This window comes from Thioalbus denitrificans, from assembly GCF_003337735.1.
In the GTDB taxonomy this organism is placed as follows: Bacteria; Pseudomonadota; Gammaproteobacteria; order DSM-26407; family DSM-26407; genus Thioalbus; species Thioalbus denitrificans.
In genome coordinates, this window is the sequence record NZ_QPJY01000002.1 from 683,617 (window position 1) to 706,619 (window position 23,003).

Sequence of the window (23,003 nt, forward strand, 5' to 3'; positions counted from 1 at the left end):
CATGCTGGAGGAGATTGCCCGTCAACTCGAACGCCGCACACCCCCTCCCCAGCCCTCCCCCTGAGGGGGAGGGAGTAAAAGCCCGAGCCTCGCGGCCGGGCTGCGGCACAGCCGGCTCCCCCTCCCCTCGCGGGAGGGGGTTGGGGGGAGGGGGATTGTACAATTCACTTCGTAATGGGAAGGGACAGGAAAGAAAATGGGAATCGCGCAAGCAAGGAAGCTGCGTGCAAACATGACGGACGCCGAACAACTGCTCTGGCGACGTCTGAGACGCAGACAGCTAGACGGGCATAAGTTCCGCCGCCAAGTGCCGGTGGGTCTCTATATCGCAGATTTTCTCTGCTATGAAAAACGGCTGATCGTTGAATTGGACGGTGGGCAACACATGGAACGGCGCTACCACGATCGCCAACGGGATGATTGGCTGCGCAACCAGGGATTCGAGGTGGTGCGGTTCTGGAACGACGAAGTGTTGCGGGATCCCGGGGCCGTGCTGGAGGAGATTGCCCGTCAACTCGAACGCCGCACACCCCCTCCCCAGCCCTCCCCCTGAGGGGGAGGGAGTAAAAGCCCGAGCCTCGCGGCCGGGCTGCGGCACAGCCGGCTCCCCCTCCCCTCGCGGGAGGGGGTTGGGGGGAGGGGGTAACATATCAACCCGAACGATGCGGTTCGTTTCTCACCGCATCCTGCAATGGCTGAGTTGTGATGAGCCCATGGGCCCCGGCCACTGCCCCATCGCCCCGGGGCGGGCCTCCCAAAGGCTACGGCCGGGCTGCTGTGGTGTGTAGATAAATCTGCTCCTACGGGAGGCGAGCCCTCGCGGCGATCTCCTCCCATCACGGCCATGGCTAAAATGTTAACCTTGCCACTGACCTATGCGTGCCGGTTCCTGAATCCTTGCACCCTGACAACAACGAAGCGTGTCGATGATCGATCTCCACTGCCACCTGCTGCCCGGCATCGATGACGGCCCGGTCACCCTGGACGAGGCGCTTGCCCTCGCCCGCACGGCCGTGGCCAACGGCATCCGCAAGTCCGTGGTCACGCCCCACATCCAGCCGGGGATGTACGACAACGAGCGGGAGAACATCGCGGTCTCCGTGGAGTCGTTCCGGAAGGCGGTTAACGAGGCCGGTATACCGCTGGAGATCGGCATGGCCGCCGAGGTCCGTATCGGCGCCGAGATTCTCGGGATGGTGGCGGAAGAGCGGATTCCCTACCTGGGCAGCTGGCAGGGTCAGAAAGTGCTGCTGCTGGAGCTTCCCCACAGTCACATCCCGCCCGGCAGCGACAAACTGGTCAAGTGGCTCCTGGACCGTGGGATCCGCCCGATGATCGCCCACCCGGAACGGAACAAGGACATCATCCGCGACTTCAACCGCATCGCACCCTTCGTCCAGCTCGGCTGCCTGTTCCAGATCACCGCCGGCTCCGTCGCCGGCGACTTCGGTCCCTATGCCCGGGAACGGGCCGAACAGTTCCTTCACAACGGCTGGGTAACGATACTAGCCTCGGATGCCCACAACCTCGGAGCACGCCCGCCACGGCTGGACCACGGGCGGGATGCGGCGGCGAGGATCGTGGGTGAGAAGGCGGCGTGGGGGATGGTGAGGGAGGTGCCGGAGAAGATTATTGAAGCCACGTAGCATGAGTTGCCGCTGTTCGAACCGAAGCTCCGGGTAAGGCGGTGCGCACAGCGCACCCTACAAAGCTCGTTTACCCCGCCCGTAGGAGCGCCATCCTGGCGCGACGGGCACGGCGACGGATGGGCATCCGATGGGCACGCTGCCGCTTTGCCCATCCTACCGGACTATTCGCCGCTGCGTAGCAGTTTCGTGCCGATAACCTCCCAGCCATATTCTCGAAGCTCCCAGCGGAAATCGACACCCTGGTTCTGAATGGCGAATATCAACCGGAGCTGGAGATCAGCCGAGCTATGGACCTGCTTCAGGATCTCCGGGGGAATGCGCTCCCTCACCTTCACCGTGTAGGGGCCCACCGGTTTGCCAGTATAGGGCTTTCCCCCCGGCTCCGGCAGCTTGCGCCAGCGAACCTGCAGCACCTCCGGCACCCTGCGGCCCTCCTCGGCCCATACATTGATCAGGTGAAACGCCTTCGAGTGACCCGACATTCCGGCCTGCCCGTATACCTCACCGTGTCCCGGCACCGCCGCACTCACGTCCTCGATCTCCTCGTCGCCGGCATTCGTAAACGCGTAGGCGAAGTGCTCACCGACTGCCAGCCTATACACCGAACAGCCTCCCGCGAGGAGCAGACCCAATCCGATTGCGAAGCACCCCAGAAAGCCTCTCCGCGCAAGGCAGTATCGCTGCACACCCTTCTCACCGTCTTCACTGCACATTGACCGTGACTCCATAGTTCTTCCGCAACCATTCTGCATACCCGTCCACCCCCTTCATTTTTACATCAGCCACTTGACTGTAGCTGTAACCTGCATTTACTGGATTCACTCGATCTGTGAGATATCGAATCGTATCCCGGGTCGTCAGACCGAACAGTTCCATGGAATCCTGGTACACCTTCGGGTTGCCATTATGATTATCGGCATTGGGATAATAGATTCGCCGGTCCTCTGGGTATACATATTCAAAGCCTGTATGCGGCTGGCTCAACACCCTCTTCCGTGAGCTTTCATCATGCAATATGGGATTGCTGATTGTTTTCAATTCTTCTGTCAATTCCCTCATGAGAACACCTGCCTTCTCCGCTTGTTCCACCATCCAGTTCAAGGCCACGTCGGAAAGATCGCCACCGGAACAATTAACGATGTCTTTTCCACAATAGCCACCGCCGATATCCGAGTGCGCCCCGATGAACCCCCGCTCGATAATAACCCCCGGTGAAACGCCACCTACCATCGGCGCACCGAAACCCGGTAGGGTCTGGTCGAACTCGATGGAATACAGCGCGAAGAGCTTACGGTGCTCGTTCAGCGCCACTGCCTGCGCGGTGTACATCACTTCCGGCCGAACCCTGGTATCAATTTCCTCAATTGTCATTGGCACAGTGTCGAACAATCCCATGAACCGGATTGATATACAATATCCATGGTTCTTTATGTAATATCCTGCGTCTCGGCGTGACAGCACCTGATTGGCGAACATCCGGGCCGCCGCAGACCCACGTGAGAAACCGACAATATCTATCATCACCTGTGTTCCATTTTGCGACCCAGGTGCGCCCTCTCTTAAATACTCGTCCAAATTGTTCAGGTGTTCCTGTACCTGCCTCAACACACCCAGCCCCAATCCGCCACCGATATAGGGATCCGGGAATCGCCCAGTCCCAACACCTACTGAATAAAACGACACCTCGCCATCATCCAAATAATGCCGCCTGAACAGCTCCACATTCGTCAGCACCTTGTTCCGGTCGTTCCACGTCCCGTCAAAGGCGAATAGCACCAACCCCTGCGGATCCACATACCGCAAGGGATTTCCTGACACATACCCATAGGGATTTATACCGCCGCGAAGACCTAATGGATCAGGGCTCAGGTAGCGCCCCTGGTCCGGGTCGTAGTAGCGGTGGTCGTTGTAGTGGAGGCCTGTCTCCAGGTCCTCGTACTGGCCCGGGAGCCGCAGGTTGAGTTGGTAAGATCCGTCCGGGATATCGATCTTCGCCCTGCCATAGGGGCTGTAGTCGGCACACCAGACCACGTTGCCATCGGCGTCGGTCGCCGCCTCGGGCGCACCCAGGTGGTCCAGGTGGAGGTAGGTAATTCTCTCGTTCCTTGCCGACAACCGATTGAAGACGGTACGCAGGGTTCCGTTCAAGTCAAAGCCCGTTGCCGGTGTATCACTGCTGAGACGTTTTCCCCAGGGCGTGTCCACTGTGGCCAGTGGGTGACCAGCGACGTAGAGATACTGGCGAAGGATCCGGCCCTCGCCGTCGAGTTCGGCCACTGGCCGGCGGTTCTCATAGATAAAGTGGGTAGTAATCGGCGCCCCGTCCTGCCAGACGGTCTTGCTGATCCGCTCCCCGCGGTGGTTGTAGCGGTAGGTGGCCCGGGTCCGGCCACCCTCACGCACGGCAGTTAGCCGACCCTCGCCATCCCAGGCGTAGCGCCTGCCCGCCTGCGCCACCAGGCGACCCGCGCGGTCGTGGGTGAATGGCATGTCGCTGCGCGCGTCGCCGGCCAGGACAATCGGTTGGTTGCTCACCGGGGCGTAGCGCAGCCGCTCCGTGGGGTTCTGGCCGTCCTCACTGCCCCCGCCCTCCTGGGCGAGCAACCGGTTGCCGTTGCCATCGTGGAAATAGCGCCAGAACGTGGCATCGGTGGCCCGCCCCTCGCTTCGGGCACCGATGAGTCGATCGTGGGGGTCGTAGGCGTAGTCCCGGCGGGTGTCGCCGGCACGTTTGCCCGGCAGCCGTTCCGTGTGGAGCAGGTTGCCGTTGAGGTCCCAGAGGTAACGGGTGTCCGCCAGGGCGTTGGCGGCCGGCGGCAGGCTGAGTGCACCGGGTGCATCATCCCCTGGCGCTGGACCGGTGAGGCCCGCCCACCGCCACTTCGGGAGAGAGCCCTCAACTCCAACTAGGCCCGGCCCATTGTGCACAGCAGGCCGCAGGACCGGCTCCCGCGGGCCGGGGTTCCGGTAGAGCAGGCGGGCAAGCCGGCCCTGGGCACTGCGCTCGTACCGGCCCTCGACACCGTTGCCGTAGCGCAGTGTGCGCATGCCCACAAGGTCGCGCTCCAGGCCGGAGACCAGCACCCGCGGCGCAGTGAAGGGTTCGGTTCGGCGTTCCAGGGCCACGATCTGCCCCAGGCCATCGGCCACGTACCGCAGCTCCGTGCCGTCGGGCAGCGTGCGGGCCCGGAGCGTGCCGCGCTCCGGGTCCCAACGGTAGCGGGTGGCATATTCCACCTCCCGGCCCGAAACCAGGGTCAGAGCGACGGTCTTGCGGACCAGTCGCTGGCGGGCATCGTATTCGTAGTGCTCGCGCTGATTGGGATGGACTACGGCACAGAGCAACGTTCCGCACCAGCGATAAGCGGTGGTCTCCGTGGCCTCCGCCTCCCCCGCTGTGGCGACAGTGGCGGCCACCACCCGCCCGGCGGCATCGTAGCGCCAGGTCTCGCGATTGCCCTGCCCATCGGTACGCGCCACCAGGTTGTCCGCAGGATCGTAGCCCAGCACGGTCCGTCCGCTGTCGGGCGAGTCGACGGCGACGATGCGCCCGAAGTCATCGTGCTCATAGCTGGTCAGCGCACCATTGGGGGCCGTCACGGAGGCCAACCGTCCGGCCCTGTCGTAGCCATAGGCGACCAGCGCGGCAAAGGGGGTGTTGGCGGCCTTCACCACCCGGGCCAGCCGGCCCCGACGATCGTAGCTGTAGCGGGTCGCGCGCCCCAGGGGATCGATAAGCCCGACCAGCCGCCCAAGGTCATCGTGAGCCAGACGCCGCACGGCCCCGGAGGCGTCGGTGACACGGCTGAGACGCCCCTCCTGGTCGTAGCCATAGCGCTCTCTTTCCAGTATCCGGCCGGAGAGGCGTGTCGCCTCGTGCAGTCGGCCGGCGTCATCGAATACGAAACGCCGCAGCACACCGCCCGCCTCGGCGATCCAGGTGTTGCGGCCCGCCGCGTCGTAACCCCAGCGAACCAAGCCCTGGTAACCCGTGCCCCACTGCTCCCCCAACTCCTGGAGCCGCCCGGCAGGGTCGTAAGCGTAGACCCGCTGCCGCGAACCGTCGTCGATGCTGCTGAGGCGGCCGCGGACGTCGTAGGTGAAGTGCCGCTCGGGCTGCCCCGCCACAACCACGCGCTCAGGACGCCCGTAGGCATCGAAGGCCCGCACTGTCACCACCACTCCGATGGGACTCTCCACTGCCACCAACCGGCCCGCGCTGTCATAGCTGAAGCCGATGCGATCCGGTGCCACCTCGCGCGGGCCGTCCACGGCCACCGGCAGCCCCTCCCGGTACTCGATGCGCAGGGTTCTGCTGATGGACACGAATTCCCTGACGGCCGGAGCAAAACCGGTCTCCGTCATGGCCTCCGGCTGGCCGTCGTCGTTATAGCTGATCTCGGTACGGTACTCCGCCCCCGGCTTCACGCTGGGGCGAACAATGGCGCTGGGGTGGCGAGCGCCCCCTCTATACTCGAAGGCGGTCCAGTCCAGGACCTCACCGTGAAGCAGTGTGGCGACCCGGTTCAGGCGATCCTGCCCGTCGTAGGCGAACGCCTGCGCCCTGCCCCCTTTCCCGGTGATCTGCGTCAGCCGCAGCCGCTCGTCGTAGCTGTAGGCCACGTCCCCCCGGCTACAGACGGCGCAGCCCGGGCCGACGACGCGTGTCACCAAGGGAATACCCCCGCGCAGTGCCGTGTAGTAGCGGCTGGTGCGGTCAGTGGTGTCGGTGACCAGGGTCTGGCCTGACCGGTACTCCAGCTCCACCCGCCCCACGCCCTCCGCATGGGTGCTCAGCACCGCCCGGTCGTACCCGTCGTAGGCCCAGGTGGCGAAGCGCACGCCGCGCTCGTCGGTGAGGCCGGTCAGGTTGTGGGGATCGCTGCTGTCCTCGTAGTGGTAGGTGCGGACGGCGCCGTCGGGATAGGTGACCGACTCCAGGTTGCCGTGCCGATCGTAGCGGTAGAGGACCCGCCGCCCGCCCGGGTCGATGACGCCGGCGAGGCGACCCCCGTCGCCGTAGAGGAAGGTGAGGCGCCGACCCTGGGGATCGGTGATGCCGGCCAAACGCCCCTCGGCGTCGTGGGCGAGGCGCACGCTGCGGCCGTCGGCCTGGCGGATGTCCGTCAGGCGGCCCTCACGATCGAACAGCAACCGGCGGCCGTCGTGCCAGACCCAGTCGTAGCCGTGGGACAGCGGTTCGATTGCGCCGTCGGTGGCGGCGGTGGCACGGTAGACCCGCCCGCCGGGTTCGCGCCGGAATACGAGAAGCCGTCCGTCGGACTGGCGCAGGCGGATGATCTCCCCATCGATCCGCTCCAGCGCCGCCATGTAGCTGTGGCGCCAGCCGTAACCGAGCGCGCCGTCCTGCTCCAGGCGGCTGTTGTAGTGGCGCACGAAGCGCAGGCCGAGCGGACCCGGCAGGGGCGAGAGGTCGGTTTCGGCCTGGTACTTGTTGCCGGTGACCACGTCGATGGGGTTGCCGACGGCGCGCCCCTGGCCCGGCGCGGCCGTCGCGGCGGGCGCGTCGTTCTCGTCGCAGCTGTCGGGGGAGCCGAGGCCGGTGCCGCCGCCGGCATCCCCCTCGTCGGCGCTGTCGTCGCCATCACTGTCGCCGGTCCCTCCCCCCTCCGCACCACCGGGGCCGTCCGCCACCGGAACGAAGCCGCTGGCGCCATCCGAACCGCTGCCCGTGGGGCCGCTCTCCCAGGGTCGGTGGCCGGGCCGCGAGGCATCGGCGACAACAGTGGGATCACTGCGGTAGGCGTCCCTGACTTCGGCCCGTTCGGCGACCAGGTCGTTCTCCCGCGCGGCGCTCTGCATGCGCACGGTGGCGGTGGCGAGGATGGGCAGGCGGCCGCGGGCAAGCAGTGTGCGGGCATAGGGATCGCGGTTGAACCAGCTGGCCAGGTTGGCGATGACCGGACCGGCGAAGGGGACCTTCAGCTCGTAGCCGTAGACCACCTCCAGCTTGAGCAGGTTGGCGTCCTGGATGTTGACGCCGCTGGCCGGGCCGACCCGGGTGTCGGCCACGTGCAGCCGTTCGAAGGGGATCTCCCGCACACCGTCCCGTTGGCTGTCCACGCCGAAGTCGTCGAAGGCCTCGCGGGTGGGGTTGAGGATGCGCAGTCGGGCACTCAGGGCAATGTCCGCGGCGGCGCGCGCCCGGGCCCTGAGCAGGCCGGCCAGGTTCCGGTCCGGCGAGTAGAGGGGCGCCAGGCTGCGGGCCAGCTCCAGCCGGATGGCGGCGGGATCGGCCTGGGTCGTCGTGCCGGCACGGGTGGCCATGAAGGTGGCGTGGTTGAGGGCGGATTTCGCCTCGTAGATGAACGCCCACTGCATGACGCTGAGCCCGAGCAGCGCCAGGACGGGCAGCACCACCACCGTCTCCGCGAGCACGGCGCCCCGCTGGCGCCGGAGTCCGGACAGCATCGTGCCGGAGGTCAGGTGTGGCGTGGATTCAGCGGGCGTGCCGTTGCTGATCCCCCCGGACAGCGGCGCAGCCCTCCGCGGGAACGGTGGATCGGCCGGGACCGGCGGCAGGTTGGACGGGGCAGAAGATGCAGCGGTGATTTCATGACACGTTCCCTGTGTTCACGGTTTTCCAGGGACACACCCGGTCCCCGGGCGGACCGGAATCCGTTCCGGGCCGCTGGCTTGATGTGCCGATTAGTACCACACCGATTCACCTGTTCAAAATGGGTGATTGATGACGGGTTTGTAAGTCATGGGCGATCGTCAGCGATTTTGTTGAATAGACGGGATTGACAGGATTTCTGTCTGGTGGCTTCGGTTGAGGCAGTGGCAGGTCGCCTATTCGGCGCACCGGCCAGCGCCCCATCGCCCCGGGGCGGGCCTCCCACAGGCTTCGGTCGGGCCGCCGGGGTGTGCAGATGAATCTGCACCTACATGGAGGCGCGCCCTCGCGGCGATTTCTTTTCTCGGAATGGATTGCACCGGGCCGAACGTTGAATGGGGTTCGTCCCTCGCCGCACCCTGCAATGACTTCTGCGGGGAAATGCGAATTCAGTGACCCAATCTCTTCCCATCTTTGCCCGAGACCCTACAATGCCCGCACGGTTTTCGAACATGGACGATTAGCCCTCGGATGATGAATCTGAGCCGAAACCTTGGATACGGCGGGGCCGCGCTGCTGCTGGTGCTGGCGCTGTGGGCCCTGGCCAATGGAGTGGCCGATGTGGCGTGGCAGCCGGCGCGAACGGCCCTGGCGCGCTGGGAGGCCGCGGGCAGCGCGCCCGGCGCCGAAGCACTGGAACAGGCGCGGGCGGCGCTGGCGTTGGCGCGCACGCTGGATCCCCTGAACCCCCGCTATGTGCAGGAGTCGGCGCGGGTGCGGGAATGGGCTGCCATAGGCCTGCCGCCTTGGGAAACCGGGACCCGCGACCGCCTGGAGGATGCGCTGGCGGCCTATCGTGATGCCATCGCCCTGCGGCCCACCTGGCCCTATGCCTGGGCCGGGCTGGCGCGGGCGAAGCTGCGGCTGCTGCAACTGGACGCCGAGTTCGAGCGGGCGGTGGAGCGGGCCGGCGCGCTGGGCCCCTGGGAGCCGGAGGTGCTGCTGGCGCTGACCGAGATCGACCTGCTGGCGGAGCCGCTGCTGGCGGAGACGGCCAGCGCCCGGGTGGCGGCGGCCACGGAACGGGCCCTGCGCCAGCAGCCGCGGGAGGTCATCCGGCTCGCCGCGCGGCTCGGTCAGGCGGATCGGCTGCGTCCCCGGCTGGCGGGCGACAAGGCCCTGGAGAAGCAGCTGGAGCGCGAGGCACGACGGTCCGCGGCGGGGAACGCCCGATGAGCACGCGGCCGGAGGCAACGACACCGCGGGGATTGTTCTTCGCCCTGCTGGCGCTGCTGGTGTGGCTGCCCATCCCGCTGGGCAGCAACCGCCCCTGGGCCTGGTCGCTGATGGAGACGGCCGTGTTCCTGCTCTGCGCCCTGTGGCTGGCGGGTGTGGCGCGTGGACGGTGGCAGCCGACGCCGGCCCTGCGCGAGGCCCGCTGGGTGCTGACGCTGCTCGGGGTGTGGCTCGGCTGGGGGCTGCTGCAGGCCATGCCGCTGCCGGCGCCGCTGGTGGAACTGCTCTCGCCGGCGGCTGCGGCGCTGCGCGCTGCGGCGGGGCTCCCCGCCGACGGCTGGCAGCCCCTGTCGCTGGACGTGCACGCCACCCTGGCCGCCTGGCTCAAGGGGCTGGCCTACGCGGGCGTGCTGGTGCTGGTGCTGGCGCTGGTCGAGAGCCGCCGGCGCCTGCGGACGCTCGCCACGACCCTTATCCTGGCGGCGGTATTCCAGGGGATGCTCGCCAGCATGCAGGTACTGAGCGGCTGGGAGTTCCTGTTTATCGAGAACAAGGGGGTTGCCCACGGCACTTTCGTGAACCGCAACCACCTGGCCGGGTTCCTGGAGATGAGCCTGGCGCTCGGCATCGGGCTGCTCATCGCCTCCATGGCCGGTGGCGGCAGCCGGCGCAACTGGCGCCAGCGGCTGCGGGAGTGGGCGCGGCTGCTGCTGGGGCCCAAGGCGCGGCTGCGCATCTACCTGGCGGTGATGGTGATCACCCTGGTGCTGACCCACTCGCGCATGGGCAATTCCGCCTTCTTCGCCAGCATGCTCGTCACCGGCCTCCTGGCGCTGCTGCTGTTCCGCAACTCGCCGCGGCCGGTGGTGGTGCTCATCGTGAGCCTGGTGGTCATCGACACCTTCATCGTCGGGGCCTGGTTCGGCATCGAGAAGGTTAAGCAGCGGCTGGAGGAGACCCGGCTCAGCTCCGAAACCCGCGACGAGGTGGATATTTATGCCTGGGACCTGTGGGGCGATTACCGCCTCACCGGCAGCGGCGCGGGCACCTTCGCCGCGGTCTTTCCCCGCTACCGGCAACCGGACGTGGGCACCGCCTTCTACGACCATGCCCATAACGACTACCTGGAGATTCTCACCGAGTCGGGCATCGTCGGCGCCCTCCCGCTCGGTGGCGGCGTGCTCCTCTCCCTCGGCGCGGCGCTGCTCGCCATGCGCCGCCGGCACGACCCGCTGCTGCGGGGAATGGCCTTTTCCGCCGTCATGGGACTGATGGCCCTGCTGATTCACAGCAGCGTGGATTTCAATCTGCAGATTCCGGCCAACGCCGCGCTGTTCATGGTGCTGATGGGGCTGCCATGGCTGGCGCTGACGCTGGGGCGGCGGCGTTCCGGAACGGGTAACAGACAGGATTTACAGGATTGACGGGATTCAGTGTGGGGGCTTTGGGCAGGGCCAGATGTTGGCGAGCCCATGGGTTCCGGCCAGTGCCCCATCGCCCCGGGGCGGGCCTCCCACGGGCTTCGGTCGTGCCGCTGGCTGTAGCTGCTCAGAACGCCATCGCTTCCTGGACGATGCCGTCGAGGAGGGCTTCGATCTCCGCCAGCACCTCGGTGGTGCCGCCCTCGGCGACCTTCGAAAGACGCTCGTAGCTGAGATGGACGGTGTCGGGCGCATCGGGCAGGACATAGAGGGAGATGGCGTAGGGGCAGAAGATGATGTTGCCGGGATCGGCTTCCATCATCTTGCGGGACATCACGGCGCTGCAGAACTCGATGACGCCCGCCTGGAGATAGACCTGCCGGTCTGAACCCACGTCCTCGCCGGTGCGGGCGAGCATCTCGCCAATGTTGGAGTAGTGGCTGATGACCAGGCCGCGGCCGGTGATGGCGAGCTCGACGCCCTGCTTGACGTCCTCGAAGCTGCCCTGGGTGCTGTAGACGGCGCGGAAGTCGGGTTCGGCCAGCGCCAGGGCCGGGACGAAGAGCGCCAGTGCGAGCCAGCGGTTGAGTGTTCTGTGCATGATCGTGTCTCCATCTGGTTTTTGTACGGGCATCTGCCGGTTATTTGACCACGCCCGGCCGGCGCTGTCAGGCCCGGCCGCGGCTCTCGCCCCGTACCACCCCGCCGGCGATCAGGTGGGCCGTGCGCAGAGGCTCGGGCAGCGCGCCGTGCAGCGCCAGCCGTTTGATGAGTCCGGCGGCGGTCTCCCGGTCGATGCCGGCGCGCTGGACGAGGACGCCGGCCAGGGGTTCGGGAGTGCCGGTGCGCTCGATGATGGCCCACTTCTCCGCTCCGCCCGGCACATGGCCGAGCAGCGCCGATCGGACCGCGTCGAGATCGGGCGCCTTGCGCATGACCGCCATGGCCGGGACTCCCAGCTCCCGGTTGAGCGCCTGCAGGTCCACGACGTTGAATCCGGCAAAGGCGATCCCCTGGGTCAGGATGCAGTGGAGATGGGCGGCGAGGCGGGAGCCGGCGACGGCCCCGGCGAGCGCCCGGGTGGCATCGTCGCCGTCACGCCGGACGTAGGTGCTGATCACCCCTTCCAGGCGCGCATCGGCGTACACCGCGCCCACCACCAGCACCGGCGCCTGCCGTTCCCGGGGAAAGGGCGCGTCGTCGAAGCCGATGACGTGGGAGAGGCGCATGGGGAAATTATGGCAGGTGGCGGAGGGGGGTGTTCCAGCCGCCGGTCGGGCCTTATCCCCCGGTAGGAGCGGCATCCTGCCGCGATAGGCATCTGCGCCGGGAAGGTTCGCGGCTGGAAGCCGCTCCTACAGAGGGGGCGAGCGGCATCCTGCCGCGATAGGCATCTGCGCCGGGAAGGTTCGCGGCTGGAAGCCGCTCCTACAGGGGGGGCGAGCGGCATCCTGCCGCGATAGGCATCTGCGCCGGGAAGGTTCGCGGCTGGAAGCCGCTCCTACGGGGGGGCGAGCGGCATCCTGTCGCGATGGGCATCTGCGCCGGGAAGATTCGCGGCTGGAAGCCGCTCCTACGGGGGGGCGAGCGGCATCCTGTCGCGATGGGCATCTGCGCCGGGAAGATTCGCGGCAGGAAGCCGCTCCTGCCGAGCCGGGTTGCAATCCGTCCCTTTCGGGGCGGAAAGCCGTTCCTGCATGTTCTGTCAGCTGGACACGACAGGCCCTACCCTGGAACGGGGGTCAACTGATACACCCAGAAACCACCCTGCTGGTATACCAGTTCAAAATGCTCCAGGTGGATGGGGCCCGCCTTGCTGAAGGGCAGCAATTTCGCAATCAGCGTCCGTGTCGATTTCTCGTCGGTGAGGAAATAGACCCGGACCACCTCCGCGCCCCGGTTTTCCACCAGGTAATTGCTGTACCCCTCGCTCTGCAGCCAGTCCTTCACCCGCTGTATGAGTCCGTGCATGTCTCCCGTATTGGGAAAATCCTTGTATCCCACGCTCAGGCGCCCGGGGTACAGCATGCCCAGCTTGTAGATGTCCGATACGTGCAGAACCAGTGTCACGGTATCGCTGCCGGTGAGTTGCAACAGGCGTTCGGCCGCCTCGTCCTCCCCTGCCAGCAGCGCTTCGGTGAATGACGAGAATCCGGCGTCCTCCGTCCCCGCCCCGGGAACGCGCCAGAAGGACCTCTCCAGCGCCGCGATATCCCCGCTGCGCGGCTGCCAATGAGACGGGATCAGCAGCGGCTCGAGCAGGGTTTCACCAAACCGGTACTGCTGTCTGGTGAATGCCTCCAGACGCTGCAAGACATCCCACCAGCCCAGCACGCCGGCGCTATCCGTCTCATGCGCTGCAAGCGTGTCGGCCACCGCCTTCAATTCGGCCGGGGCGGTCGACGTGTAGAGCAGGGGGGCGGCCACGCGGTTGTCCCAGTGCAGCAGCACGGGACGGCTGTCGGGGCTGTCGGTCACATAGGCCCTTGCCAGGGGCTCATCGATTCCCTCGGTCATGAGCCGGTAGCGGCTGACCGGCAGCGTCTCGAAGCCCTCCGGCTTCAGCTCCGGGAAATCCCCGGCCTCGCCCCGGGTGTCGAGCACGTAGCGATAAAGGGGCGGGGCGGGCTGGACAAGCGTCCAGCCCAGCCACGCCAACAGGAACAGTCCTCCCGTCACCAGCAGCACGCCGGTGAGCGGGAGGACCAGGGGGTTTGCCCTGCGCGGCAGGGCCGGGTTCGCGTATGGCACTAGCTTTCAAGCTCCCTGTTGCGGCGCCGCCAGCCCCACAGCGCCAGGCCGCCGAACAGCAGCATGCCGCCGCCGATGCCGCCCACCGAGGCCTGCTTTCCGGTGGAATCCAGGTTGAGCAGGGTCTGCCTGGCGCCGGCCTCGAGCTTGTCCACGCGCTCCTGCAGCGCGGCCATTTCACGCAGCTTGGTGTTCTCGTCCATGATGCGGGCATAGTCGCCGATGAGCGGCGACCAGCCTTCCGTGTAGGTGTATCCGCCCGGACTGCCGTGGGACACGCCCTTGTAGAGCTTGATGAGGTCGTGCTCCCACATCTGGGCGTGGTCGCGCTCGATGGCGGTGGGGTTGTTGCCCTTGGCCCAGAACAGCTGGAAGAATCCGCCGGGGGCGTCCTTCATGGGCTCCGGCGGCGTGGGCCGATTGGTCTTCTGCCCCACCAGCAGGCCGTCCTCGTAGAGCTTGTCCAGCACCGCCTTCGCTTCCTGCTCCTTGGACAGGCCCTGCTTGATGCTGCCGTCGATGATGTCGAAGTAGGCCTTGGCGAACTTCTCCGAGTGGCAGGTGGTACAGGTCTTGACCCACGCGGCCTTGCGCTTCTGGAACCACTCGTGGTCCAGGTTGTCGGCTATTGCGGGCGTTGGATTGAAGGCCCAGCGCACCTTGCGCACCACGTTGTGGCCGAACTTGCCTTCGTACTCCATGTGGCAGTACGCGCAGGTGGGCCCGGTCTGGCCGCCCTTGGCGATGGCGTCCTTCAGCGGCACGTCCCAGTTCCAGGAGTCGCCATGAGCCTTGAGCACCGTGCCGTGCTTCGACAGCAGGAACTGCTCGTATTCGTTGTGATCCACGCCGTTGTGGCAGGTGGCGCAGGCCTCCGGCTTGCGCGCCTCCGCCGCGGAGAACTGGTGGCGGGTGTGGCAGGTGTCGCACTTCGGCGCATTGATGTGGCACATGGTGCAGCCGGAGGCGATCTCCCGTTCCTCCATCGCCGCCCAGGTGGCCAGCTCCACGTTGGCCTGGTATCCCAGGGCGTGGGAGGGCCGCCCCGCGGGCCACTGGTCATGGGGCCAGTTCATGGTGTCGCGCTCGGACTCACGCTCGGCGAACTGCTGCAGGTGGCAGGTTCCGCATATCTTCGCATCGGGCATGCGCAGGTCCTTGTCGTGCTTGCCCTCCTTCGCGCCGATGCCGACGTGGCAGTCGATACAGCCCACCTGGGTGAGCTGCTCGTGCTGCCCCAGCTTGCCCAGGGAGCGCAAATTCTCCTCCGCCTTCTCCAGCAGCTCCTTTTTGTAGAAACGCGGATCTGATGCGGGCAGGTTGCGGATCGCGGTCAGGTTCGAGTGGACGCTCTTGCGCCAGGCCGCCACGGCCCCCGGGGTTTCGTCCGAGTCCTCGTGGCACGTGATGCAACCGGCTCCATCGGTGGTCTTGGTCACCGAGGTCGGCGGCTGGTAGAAAAGATTGGGATTGAAGTACTGGTCGATGGCCAGCGGCTGCCACTTGTCCGCGTACTTGCCCTTGCCGGCGCCCTGCTTCGGATCCTCGTATCTCTCCACCAGCTTGTCATACAGCTCCTTCGGAGCCGCATGCTCCGACACGCCCAGCGCTTCGAATGTCTCGGCGGGAATGTCGGCCACGGCGGGAACCGAGAACAGCGCCACGGACAGTGCAATGCACAGTGTGGACAGGATCCTGAACACCCTACTGCTTCCCATGATGCCCCCTCCTCGGCGAGTGACTCGCCTCATCTGGCATGCGCAATTGCGCGATGATGCAGTGCCATTGGGGACCCCGTGTCCGGTCGGGTAAAGAACCAGTTCCAACCGGTGGGCTGGTACCAGGGCATTTTTTGCGGTATTCGGAATGGAATCTCCAACTAATTGATATTTATTGCCTCTGGCCCTATTGCCCTACTCCAGACTGGTATTACTCATGAGCGCGTTTCCATTCCTATAATGGGACCAAGGCGGCTCGGCAAGGCTGGAGGATTTTCCACCATGCAACTCCCGTTCAACGTGGAGCACGGCGCGGCCCAATCGCTCCAGGACCAGATTTTCCACCGGGTGCGGCGGCTTATCCTGGATGGCCAGCTCAAGCCCGGGACCTCCATGCCGGCCACCCGTGAACTGTCCCGGCAGCTCGAGGTCTCGCGCAACACCGTGCTGCTCGCCTACGATCGGCTCATCGCGGAAGGCTACCTGGAGACCGAACCGGCGGTGGGCACCTTCGTATCCGCCCACCTGCCGGAAGATTCACTCATGCTGACGGAGCGCCCGGCCCGGGCGATCGATCGGCACGACCGGGCCCTGCGTCACCGGACAATCCTGTTCCACGGCCAGCCCCATGGCGTATACACGCCGCCGGGACAGCGCGTGTCCATCGACTTCAAGGTGGGCCGCCCCGATCCGAACTCGTTTCCGGCCCGGCTCTGGCAACGCCTGCTGGTGAAAAAGCTGGAGGAAGCCGGGAAGAACCTCACCGAGTACAGCGATCCCGCGGGGCTGTGGGAACTGCGCCAGGCCATCGCCGAGCATCTCGGCCCCGCACGCGGAATTGCCACCACCCCCGAACAGGTACTGGTGGTCGCCGGCTGCCAGGAGGCCCTGGACATCGTCGCGCGGCTGTTCGTGACCAAAGGCACGCAGGTGGTCACGGAATGCCCCTGTTACCAGGGCGCGGCCTTCCTGTTCGAAAGCTACGGCGCGGACCTCTATCCGATACCGGTGGACAACCAGGGCATCCAGGTGGACCGGCTGCCCGACAGTCCGGTCACCCTCGCCTATCTCACCCCCTCGCACCAGTACCCCATGGGCGCCACGTTGTCCCTGGAGCGCCGCCTGCGACTGCTGGAGTGGGCGGCCGGAACCGGCGCCTACCTCATCGAGGACGATTACGACAGCGACTTCCGCCATCACGGATCACCGCTCACGGCGCTGAAGGGCCTGGACCGCTACGATTCAGTCATCTACCTGGGCACATTCTCCAAGTCCATCGGGGCGAGCCTGCGGCTGGGCTACATGGTGCTTCCCAGGCCGCTGGTGAAACCCGCCACCGATGTCAAGACGCTGCTCAACAACGGCCAACCCTGGCTTGAGCAGGCCGTGGTGGCGGAGTTCATGAGCGGCGGTGGATTCGGCAACCACCTGCGGCGGATACGCCGTGTTTACCTGCTGCGCCGGGATTGCCTGGTAAGCGCCTTGCGGCGGCATTTCGGCGAGGTGCGGATCTCCGGACTGGAGGGAGGCATGCACATTGTCTGGCACCTCCCGGCCGGCTTCCCCCCGGCGGCGGAGGTGGAGCGCCGGGTACGGGATGCGGGTGTGGCCGTCTACACCCTCCCCGGCGGCGCGGCCTACTGCCAGCCCGGGGAGGCGGCGGTCAGGCGCTCCATCATGCTGGGCTATTCCTCTCTCGCGGAGAGCGAGATCAAGGAGGGCGTGGCCCGAATTGCCGCGGTGCTGGAGAATGCAGCGGCGGGTGGTACCTGACCGGCCACCAGTCACCAGTCACCAGTCACCAGTCACCAGTCACCAGTCACCAGTCACCAGTCACCAGTCACCAGTCTGCGTGGTCGATGCAGCAGAGGCCCCATCGCCCCGGGGCGGGCATCCCACAGGCTTCGGTCGGGCCGCGGGGGTGAGCAGATGAATCTGCACCTACGGGAGGGGCGCTCTCGCAGCGATTGGTTTTGAATGGACAGGATTCTCAGGATGGACAGGCTTTCTGTCGGGTTGCTTCTGTTGGTGCGGGGGCCGTCCGCGCGCTCCGGCTCCGACCCACGCCCCATCCCTCATTTCGCACACGTGACGGAACTGCTTGACTCTGCTCATGTTTTTGTATTAAAAGGGCATCTGTGGAAATATTGTGAATCCTGGGGGTGAGGGTGACGGCACGCGCTTTGTTGAGCCGGGCAGGTGTTTTGCTGGTGTTTTGCTTGCTCGGTCTGCCGGGCACGGCAGCCGCCGATTCCCTCTGCAATCCATCACAGCTGCGTCAGATTCCCGTCCGTTCCGCGGCGGCGCTGCCCGCCGAGGGCTTCGTCCAGCGGGTGAAGGGGATGAACGAGGCGGGGCGGGAGAAGGTCATCCGCTCCGAGCTGCTCGCGGGCAACCTCCCCCGTTTTCTCCGCCGGCTCACCCCGGTGACCCTGAACGGCAAGGGCGCCGACGGCCGGCCGGTGGAGGTGACGCTCTGCGTCCTGCCGGACTATCTCGCCATCGGCTCGGACCAGGACTTCCTGCGCATCCCCATGGGGCTGGAGACGGCCCTGGTGGTTGCGGACCGGTTCGGCTTCGTGCTGCCCACCGCGAAGATTGTGGACGCCATCTACCGGCAGGCGGCGGTGAAGCTCCCGCCCCAGCCCCTCCCGCCGGGCAGCCGGATGCGCACCACCGCCTACTACCTGGATCATGAGCAGCGGGTCGAGGCGCAGATGCAGGAGCGGACCGCCGCCCCCGGGGCCCTCATCGCCGGCCACAAGAAGGACCTGGTCATCACCGAGCGGCTGCGGCGCATTCCGGGCCGGGTGGCCATCTACGGCTGGCACCGGACCAACGGCAAGCCGATCCAGCCCCTGAGCACGGTGCACGGGGCCCGCTACGCCGACTACAGCCATGGCGTGCGCCTGGTGAGCGACGTGGCCTACGTGGACGGCGAGCCGCGCCCCCTCGTCCGCCTGCTGGAGGACCCGCGGCTCGCCCCGGTGCTGAACGACGAGGGGCCGATTCCGGAACTCGACCGGTTGATCGCCGCCCTCGGCCCGGCCAAGGCCGAGCAGCTCGCCAGCCTGCCGGTGTCGACCAGCCAGCTGCGCTGATCCGCCGCATCACCCCCGCTTCTCCCCGCCCGCCCGGGCTGCTCCGGGCGGGTGGCGCTTCATTCGCTTCCCAGCCCCAATACTTCTTAATATCTCTCGCCAAGACGCGAAGAACGCCAGGAAAACAAAGGATTGATGGTCTTGTACCGCAGCGGCCCTCGCCCGGGACGATGCTCGACGCTCCATTCGTCAGGTCTTGATCATTATTAGCCTTGGCGTTCTTGGCAATCTTGGCGAGAAAAAATCCCGGCTAGGGCGGCCCGATGCTCTTGCAGCAGCGGAATCCCAGGTGGTAGTTGGCGTGGCTGTGTTCATCCATGACCCGGCTGCCGTGCCAGTAGGGCGCGCGCCAGCGGCACCAGTCCTCGTGGGCCCGGTAGCTGTCGAAGATGAACCAGCTGCCCTTCATCTCCGTGTAGCCGAGCTCCCTGCTGCCGCGGCTCGCCATCTGCGCCTCGTTCAGCGGCAGGTTCATGTGCTCCGCCGCATTGCCGTTGAGGTCGTAGACCCCGAGCGGGCTGCGGCACTCGGGAAAGGCGCCGGTCGGGTAGGTGTTGGACCCGCAGCGGTTCCAGCCGCCCCCGTCGCAGCCGGGACTCTTGCTGCTGCCCGCGGCGCAGATTCCCTTCCGGTAGGCGGGCCCGTAGCTCCAGCGCTTGTCCGCCCCATGGGCCCGGTTGTGGGCCGCGCGCATGCGGCTCACCGCCGCCTCCGGGCTCACCCCGCGGGCCAGGTCGAAGCGGTAGTCGGGCGGCTCCAGCGCCCCGTCGCAGGCGCCCTCCCACTCGTGGGCATCGCACAGGCGCTTGCCCACCGCGGCGCAGATCTCCTCCGCCTCCCGCGCCCGCACCCAGACCACGGGATAGGCGCAGGGGATGTCCGGAAACTCGAACTGGTCGATGCAGGCCCGCGCCTGTTCGGGTCGCTCGGTGCCGGGATCATAGAGGGGCGCCATGTACTTCGCCCCGCAGATGCGCTCGTACTCCGGGTTGGCGTAGTCGATGGACTGCGCCTCGAGCCGGGCCTGGCACTGCTCCTCCGTCTGCGGGTGCCGCGCCACGGCCGGATTGCCCTGCCCCACGAATCCCGAGCGCCCGAAGATGGCGCGCAGTTCCGTCATCTGCCCGTCGCTGAGACCGTGCACCGCCTGCAGCCGGGCGAAGAGACGCTCGTTCTGCTCGGCAAAGGTTTCGGCCCCGGCCGCGGTGAGCGCCAGGCAGGCCGGCAGGGCCGTCATCAGGATCCAGGCGTGGAATCGCTTCATTGCGTCTGCTCCCGACGCACGAGGTAGAAGAAATCCCGGTTGTCCGGGAAGCCGAGGAAGCGTGGAATCAGCCGCCCGCCGACGCTCTTGTCCACCTCGGTCATGTCGGTGATGAGGTGCATGACCTTCACCTCGCTGCCCTGGCGGGCATAGAGGGCGAGGTAGCTGTGCTCCAGGGCGTTCATGTCCAGCAGCATGGCACCGCTGCAGCCGTAGGCCTGGAACACCCGCACCATCGCCGAGGGGGTGGCGCTGGAGAAGTAGCCGTAGACCAGGAACCGGCCGGCCGGGCTCTCCTGCAGGCAGGCGCCGGCGCGCAGGGTGCGCAGCTTGCCCTCCGCCGAGCCGGACCAGTTGCCCGCGCCCCAGCGGGTGACGAGGGCGCCGGGCACGGCGGCGCCCGATTCCGGGTCGGCCTCGATCAGCGGCACGCCGTTCTGGCGCGCGAGGCGGATGCGACCGAGCAGCCCGTTGTCCACCCCGGTCCAGGTCTTCAGCCCCACCTGCCCGTCGTCGAGCACATAGAGGGTGGCGAGACCCGGCTGGAGCTTGCTGAAGACGACGCCGTGCTCGATGAAGCCGTAGTGGCTGCCGTGGTTGCGCAGGGACAGCTCGCCGTAGCGGAAGGCGCTGTGGTCGCGCTTGAAGCCGCCGGTGAATGCGGCCACGGTGCGGCTGGCGAGCGCCGGGGCGACCATGCCGGTGGTCACCAGGGGTGCGGGGCCGCCCACGCCGTCCGGACCCGGCAGGCTCTCGTCGCGCTGCGCCGGCAGCGTGCGATCGGACCAGCCCAGCCGGGGGTGGTCGGTGCCGAGCTCGAACTCCAGCTCGAAGGCGTCGAGATCGAAGGCGACCAGGTAGTCGAGGGCGGCCGACTCCACGCTGTCCAGGTTGCTCACCCGCCGCCGGTGGCTGCCCAGGATCAGGGGATCGACCGCCCGCGGCTGCATGGCGCTCAGCCACACACCGGGAAGGTCACGGACCGGATACCAGCAGCCGAGGGTCAGCGGGCCCCGCGGTGCAGCCACCTCGATGCCGAGGTGCTCGGGCACGACGCTGCGGCGGGCGTAGGCCTCGCCCATGGCTGCCTGGGGCGGCGCACCGCCAGGCACCGGCGGGCACTCCCCGTCCTCCGCGGGCACGCCCTGGACCAGGAAGGCGTCGCGATAGAACTCCTGGCGCACGAAGCCGACGATCCGCTCGCCCCCCCAGACGTGGTCGCGCAGGAAGTCGGTCACGCTCTCCAGCCGGGTCCGGGCACCGCTGACCGGGTTGCGCAGGTAGAGCCGGTCGCCGCACAGCGGCGCGTAGGGCAGCGCGCTGCGCCGGGCCTCCGCCAGCGGGCCGCGCAGGTCGTCGGTCCACAGAACGCAGTCGCGGCTCTCGCCCGCCGTCGTGATGACCACCCCCCGGGCGGGCGCATCCGCCAGCCGGATCCGCTGCCGCCCCGGGTCCGGGTTCTCCAGGTGGAAGGCCAGCGGAGCGTCACCCCCGTCCCGGTCCAGCAGCAGCAGGAACCAGCTGTTGAGGCGGGGATTGAGATTGACGAGGGTGGCGCTGCCCGGCCGCCCGCCGGGCGCCCCGAACGGGCGGGTCTCGCTCTGGCGGAAGGGCTGCAGCTGGAGGATGCTCTTCGGGCCCGGCGCCGCGTACTCCCGGGCCTGATCCTCCGGCGTCGTGCCGGTCTCCGCGGCGCGGGCAACGGGTACCGCCAGGAGCGCGACCAGCAGGCAGGCCGCCACCGCCCCGCGGCGGGGCCGGCTCCGGCCGGGGCGGAGATGCTCCCCCCTATCCCGTTGGAGTGGAATCCGGTCGCTCATATGGCCAGCACCAGCAGCAGCAGCATCAGGAGCACGAGGACCCGGCTCAGGCGATCCCGGCCCGCGAAGATGAGGGGATCGTCGTGCATCCGGCGGCGGTGGGCCTGCAGCCACATGTGGCTGACCCAGTAGAGGAGCAGGACGCAGACCAGCCAGATGAGCTCGTAGTGCCGATAGAGGCTGTGGGCGAGATCGCTGGTGATGTAGAGGGCGAGCACCAGCACCGACAGGTAGCCGCTCGCCACCCCCAGGGCGGCGATGAGTTCGCTGTCCTCCAGCAGGTAGCCCCGCGCGTGGGCCCGCCGGCCCTCCACGGCGCGCATGGCCATCAGCTCCGCGTAGCGCTTCACCAGCGCCAGGCTGAAGAAGATGAAGACGCAGAAGGCCAGCAGCCAGGGCGATGGCGGGATGCCGGCCGCCACCGCGCCGGCCAGGACCCGCAGGGTATAGCCGGCCGCCAGGATCAGCACATCGAGGATGGCCACATCCTTGAGCCCCAGTGAATAGGCCAGGGTCAGGGTGATGTAGAGCCCGAGCACCGCCAGGAACAGCGGCGGCAGCCATAGCCCGATCAGGACGGCGCCGGCCAGCAGCAGGGGTATCAGCGCCAGGGCGTGGCCGAGGGGCAGGCGCCCGGAGGCCAGGGGCCGCTCCCGCTTGTGGGGGTGGTGGCGATCGGCCGGCAGGTCGAGCAGGTCGTTGAAGAGGTAGACCGCGGAGGCGCACAGGGTGAAGGCGGCGAAGGCCAGCAGCACCAGCCCCAGGAGATGGCCGTCATAGAACTTGTGGGAGGCGGCCAGGGGGGCGAGGATCAGGAGGTTCTTAAGCCAGTGGTGGGGGCGCAGGGCCTGCAGGTAGGCGCGCGGATGGTGGACACCGTCCTCGAATATCCGCTCGATGGGCGTGGTGCGGGCGGCGGCGGCGGCCAGGCCGGGCACGGGCCGGACCAGCAGGGCGCGGCGGGCGGAACGCCACACCGGCAGGTCCCGGTAGCTGTTGCCCGCGTAGTCGAACCCGCGCTCGCCGTAGAGCGCCACCAGCTTCTCCCGCTTGTTCCCGCCGCTGAGGTTGGTGTGGCCGTCGCTGGCGAGGACCTCGGTGAATATGTCGATTTCCGCGGCCACCGCCCGCGCCACCCGCTCGTCCGCCCCGGTGGCCAGTACCAGGGGGCGCCCCCCCTCCCGCTGCGCCTCGAGCAGGGCGATGAGGCCGGGGTGGTACGGCAGGGTATGGGCATCGGGCAGAACCACCTTCGCCAACTGCTGCTTGAAGTGCGCCCGCCCCCGGGCGAGCCACAGTGGCAATTGCAGGATGCGTGCGGGATGTTGCCGGGCCAGCATGAAGACCGACTCCAGCAGCAGGTTGGTACGCACCAGCGTACCATCCAGATCCACCACGAGCGGCACCGCCTGTGCACCCGGGTCATGGCTGTCTGGAACGTGTCCGGTTTCCACCCGCCCTGCTCC

15 protein-coding genes are annotated in these 23,003 nt (G+C 67.3%); 6 read left to right on the top strand and 9 right to left on the bottom strand.

Features of this window, described 5'->3' with window-relative positions:
* Positions 1-196 precede the first annotated feature (196 nt).
* Together DFQ59_RS07735 and DFQ59_RS07740 are read left to right on the top strand one after the other, a co-directional pair.
* Complete coding sequence (locus DFQ59_RS07735) at positions 197-553, top strand: endonuclease domain-containing protein (protein ID WP_114279081.1); 357 nt, start codon at positions 197-199, stop codon at positions 551-553.
* Between the two features lie 373 nt (positions 554-926).
* Complete coding sequence (locus DFQ59_RS07740) at positions 927-1,646, top strand: tyrosine-protein phosphatase (protein WP_114279082.1); 720 nt, start codon at positions 927-929, stop codon at positions 1,644-1,646.
* A gap of 164 nt (positions 1,647-1,810) precedes the next feature.
* Here DFQ59_RS07740 and DFQ59_RS07745 read toward each other — a convergent pair whose 3' ends face one another.
* Both DFQ59_RS07745 and DFQ59_RS07750 read right to left on the bottom strand, forming a co-directional pair.
* A complete protein-coding gene (locus tag DFQ59_RS07745) occupies positions 1,811-2,251 on the bottom strand; it encodes an A-kinase anchor protein family protein (RefSeq protein WP_147275195.1) in 441 nt (146 codons plus the stop codon).
* Between the two features lie 100 nt (positions 2,252-2,351).
* Complete coding sequence (locus DFQ59_RS07750) at positions 2,352-8,081, bottom strand: RHS repeat-associated core domain-containing protein (RefSeq protein WP_114279084.1); 5,730 nt, start codon at positions 8,079-8,081, stop codon at positions 2,352-2,354.
* Positions 8,082-8,760: 679 nt separating this feature from the next.
* Between DFQ59_RS07750 and DFQ59_RS07755 the strand changes: the two genes are divergently transcribed.
* Positions 8,761-9,462 carry a hypothetical protein gene (locus DFQ59_RS07755; protein WP_147275196.1) on the top strand — a complete coding sequence of 234 codons (702 nt, stop codon included), beginning with the start codon at positions 8,761-8,763 and terminating at the stop codon, positions 9,460-9,462.
* On the top strand, positions 9,459-10,886 hold the full coding sequence (locus DFQ59_RS07760; protein WP_147275197.1) for an O-antigen ligase family protein: 1,428 nt from the start codon (positions 9,459-9,461) through the stop codon (positions 10,884-10,886). The genes DFQ59_RS07755 and DFQ59_RS07760 overlap by 4 nt, the downstream gene beginning before the upstream one ends.
* Positions 10,887-11,010: 124 nt before the next feature.
* Here DFQ59_RS07760 and DFQ59_RS07765 read toward each other — a convergent pair whose 3' ends face one another.
* The 4 genes from DFQ59_RS07765 to DFQ59_RS07780 form a co-directional block, all read right to left on the bottom strand.
* Positions 11,011-11,484, bottom strand: a complete 474-nt coding sequence (locus DFQ59_RS07765) for a DUF302 domain-containing protein (RefSeq protein WP_114279087.1) — start codon at positions 11,482-11,484, stop codon at positions 11,011-11,013.
* Positions 11,485-11,551: 67 nt separating this feature from the next.
* Entirely contained in the window at positions 11,552-12,112 is a 561-nt protein-coding gene (locus tag DFQ59_RS07770; protein ID WP_114279088.1) for an endonuclease dU, read from the bottom strand.
* A gap of 496 nt (positions 12,113-12,608) precedes the next feature.
* Positions 12,609-13,634 carry a hydroxylamine oxidation protein HaoB gene (gene haoB, locus DFQ59_RS07775; protein WP_114279089.1) on the bottom strand — a complete coding sequence of 342 codons (1,026 nt, stop codon included), beginning with the start codon at positions 13,632-13,634 and terminating at the stop codon, positions 12,609-12,611.
* Complete coding sequence (locus tag DFQ59_RS07780) at positions 13,634-15,352, bottom strand: multiheme c-type cytochrome (RefSeq protein WP_114279090.1); 1,719 nt, start codon at positions 15,350-15,352, stop codon at positions 13,634-13,636. Before DFQ59_RS07780 ends, haoB begins: the two co-directional genes overlap by 1 nt.
* 282 nt (positions 15,353-15,634) lie before the next feature.
* Here DFQ59_RS07780 and pdxR point away from each other — a divergent pair, with 282 nt between their 5' ends.
* A complete protein-coding gene (pdxR, locus tag DFQ59_RS07785) occupies positions 15,635-17,125 on the top strand; it encodes a MocR-like pyridoxine biosynthesis transcription factor PdxR (protein WP_114279091.1) in 1,491 nt (496 codons plus the stop codon).
* Between the two features lie 446 nt (positions 17,126-17,571).
* Entirely contained in the window at positions 17,572-18,453 is an 882-nt protein-coding gene (locus tag DFQ59_RS07790; RefSeq protein WP_114279092.1) for a hypothetical protein, read from the top strand.
* 250 nt (positions 18,454-18,703) lie between these two features.
* On the opposite strand, the gene DFQ59_RS07795 is transcribed toward DFQ59_RS07790, so the two are convergent.
* Genes DFQ59_RS07795 through DFQ59_RS07805 form a run of 3 tightly spaced genes read right to left on the bottom strand, consistent with a single transcriptional unit; the run spans position 18,704 to position 22,991 of the window.
* Positions 18,704-19,717, bottom strand: a complete 1,014-nt coding sequence (locus tag DFQ59_RS07795; protein ID WP_211314820.1) for an SUMF1/EgtB/PvdO family nonheme iron enzyme — start codon at positions 19,715-19,717, stop codon at positions 18,704-18,706.
* Positions 19,714-21,537, bottom strand: coding sequence for a hypothetical protein (locus DFQ59_RS07800; protein WP_147275198.1), 1,824 nt, complete (start codon positions 21,535-21,537; stop codon positions 19,714-19,716). Before DFQ59_RS07800 ends, DFQ59_RS07795 begins: the two co-directional genes overlap by 4 nt.
* Entirely contained in the window at positions 21,534-22,991 is a 1,458-nt protein-coding gene (locus DFQ59_RS07805) for a UbiA family prenyltransferase (protein WP_114279094.1), read from the bottom strand. Before DFQ59_RS07805 ends, DFQ59_RS07800 begins: the two co-directional genes overlap by 4 nt.
* Between the last annotated feature and the right edge of the window lie 12 nt (positions 22,992-23,003).

What these genes read in the sequence shown, in the direction of transcription:
- pdxR (WP_114279091.1), top strand. Translation starts at nt 15,635, where the DNA reads ATGCAACTCCCGTTCAACGTGGAGCACGGCGCGGCCCAATCGCTCCAG.
- DFQ59_RS07750 (WP_114279084.1), bottom strand. Translation starts at nt 8,081, where the DNA reads ATGCTGTCCGGACTCCGGCGCCAGCGGGGCGCCGTGCTCGCGGAGACG.
- DFQ59_RS07755 (WP_147275196.1), top strand. Translation starts at nt 8,761, where the DNA reads ATGAATCTGAGCCGAAACCTTGGATACGGCGGGGCCGCGCTGCTGCTG.
- DFQ59_RS07795 (WP_211314820.1), bottom strand. Translation starts at nt 19,717, where the DNA reads ATGAAGCGATTCCACGCCTGGATCCTGATGACGGCCCTGCCGGCCTGC.
- DFQ59_RS07800 (WP_147275198.1), bottom strand. Translation starts at nt 21,537, where the DNA reads ATGAGCGACCGGATTCCACTCCAACGGGATAGGGGGGAGCATCTCCGC.
- DFQ59_RS07760 (WP_147275197.1), top strand. Translation starts at nt 9,459, where the DNA reads ATGAGCACGCGGCCGGAGGCAACGACACCGCGGGGATTGTTCTTCGCC.
- DFQ59_RS07740 (WP_114279082.1), top strand. Translation starts at nt 927, where the DNA reads ATGATCGATCTCCACTGCCACCTGCTGCCCGGCATCGATGACGGCCCG.
- DFQ59_RS07780 (WP_114279090.1), bottom strand. Translation starts at nt 15,352, where the DNA reads ATGGGAAGCAGTAGGGTGTTCAGGATCCTGTCCACACTGTGCATTGCA.
- DFQ59_RS07770 (WP_114279088.1), bottom strand. Translation starts at nt 12,112, where the DNA reads ATGCGCCTCTCCCACGTCATCGGCTTCGACGACGCGCCCTTTCCCCGG.
- DFQ59_RS07765 (WP_114279087.1), bottom strand. Translation starts at nt 11,484, where the DNA reads ATGCACAGAACACTCAACCGCTGGCTCGCACTGGCGCTCTTCGTCCCG.
- DFQ59_RS07735 (WP_114279081.1), top strand. Translation starts at nt 197, where the DNA reads ATGGGAATCGCGCAAGCAAGGAAGCTGCGTGCAAACATGACGGACGCC.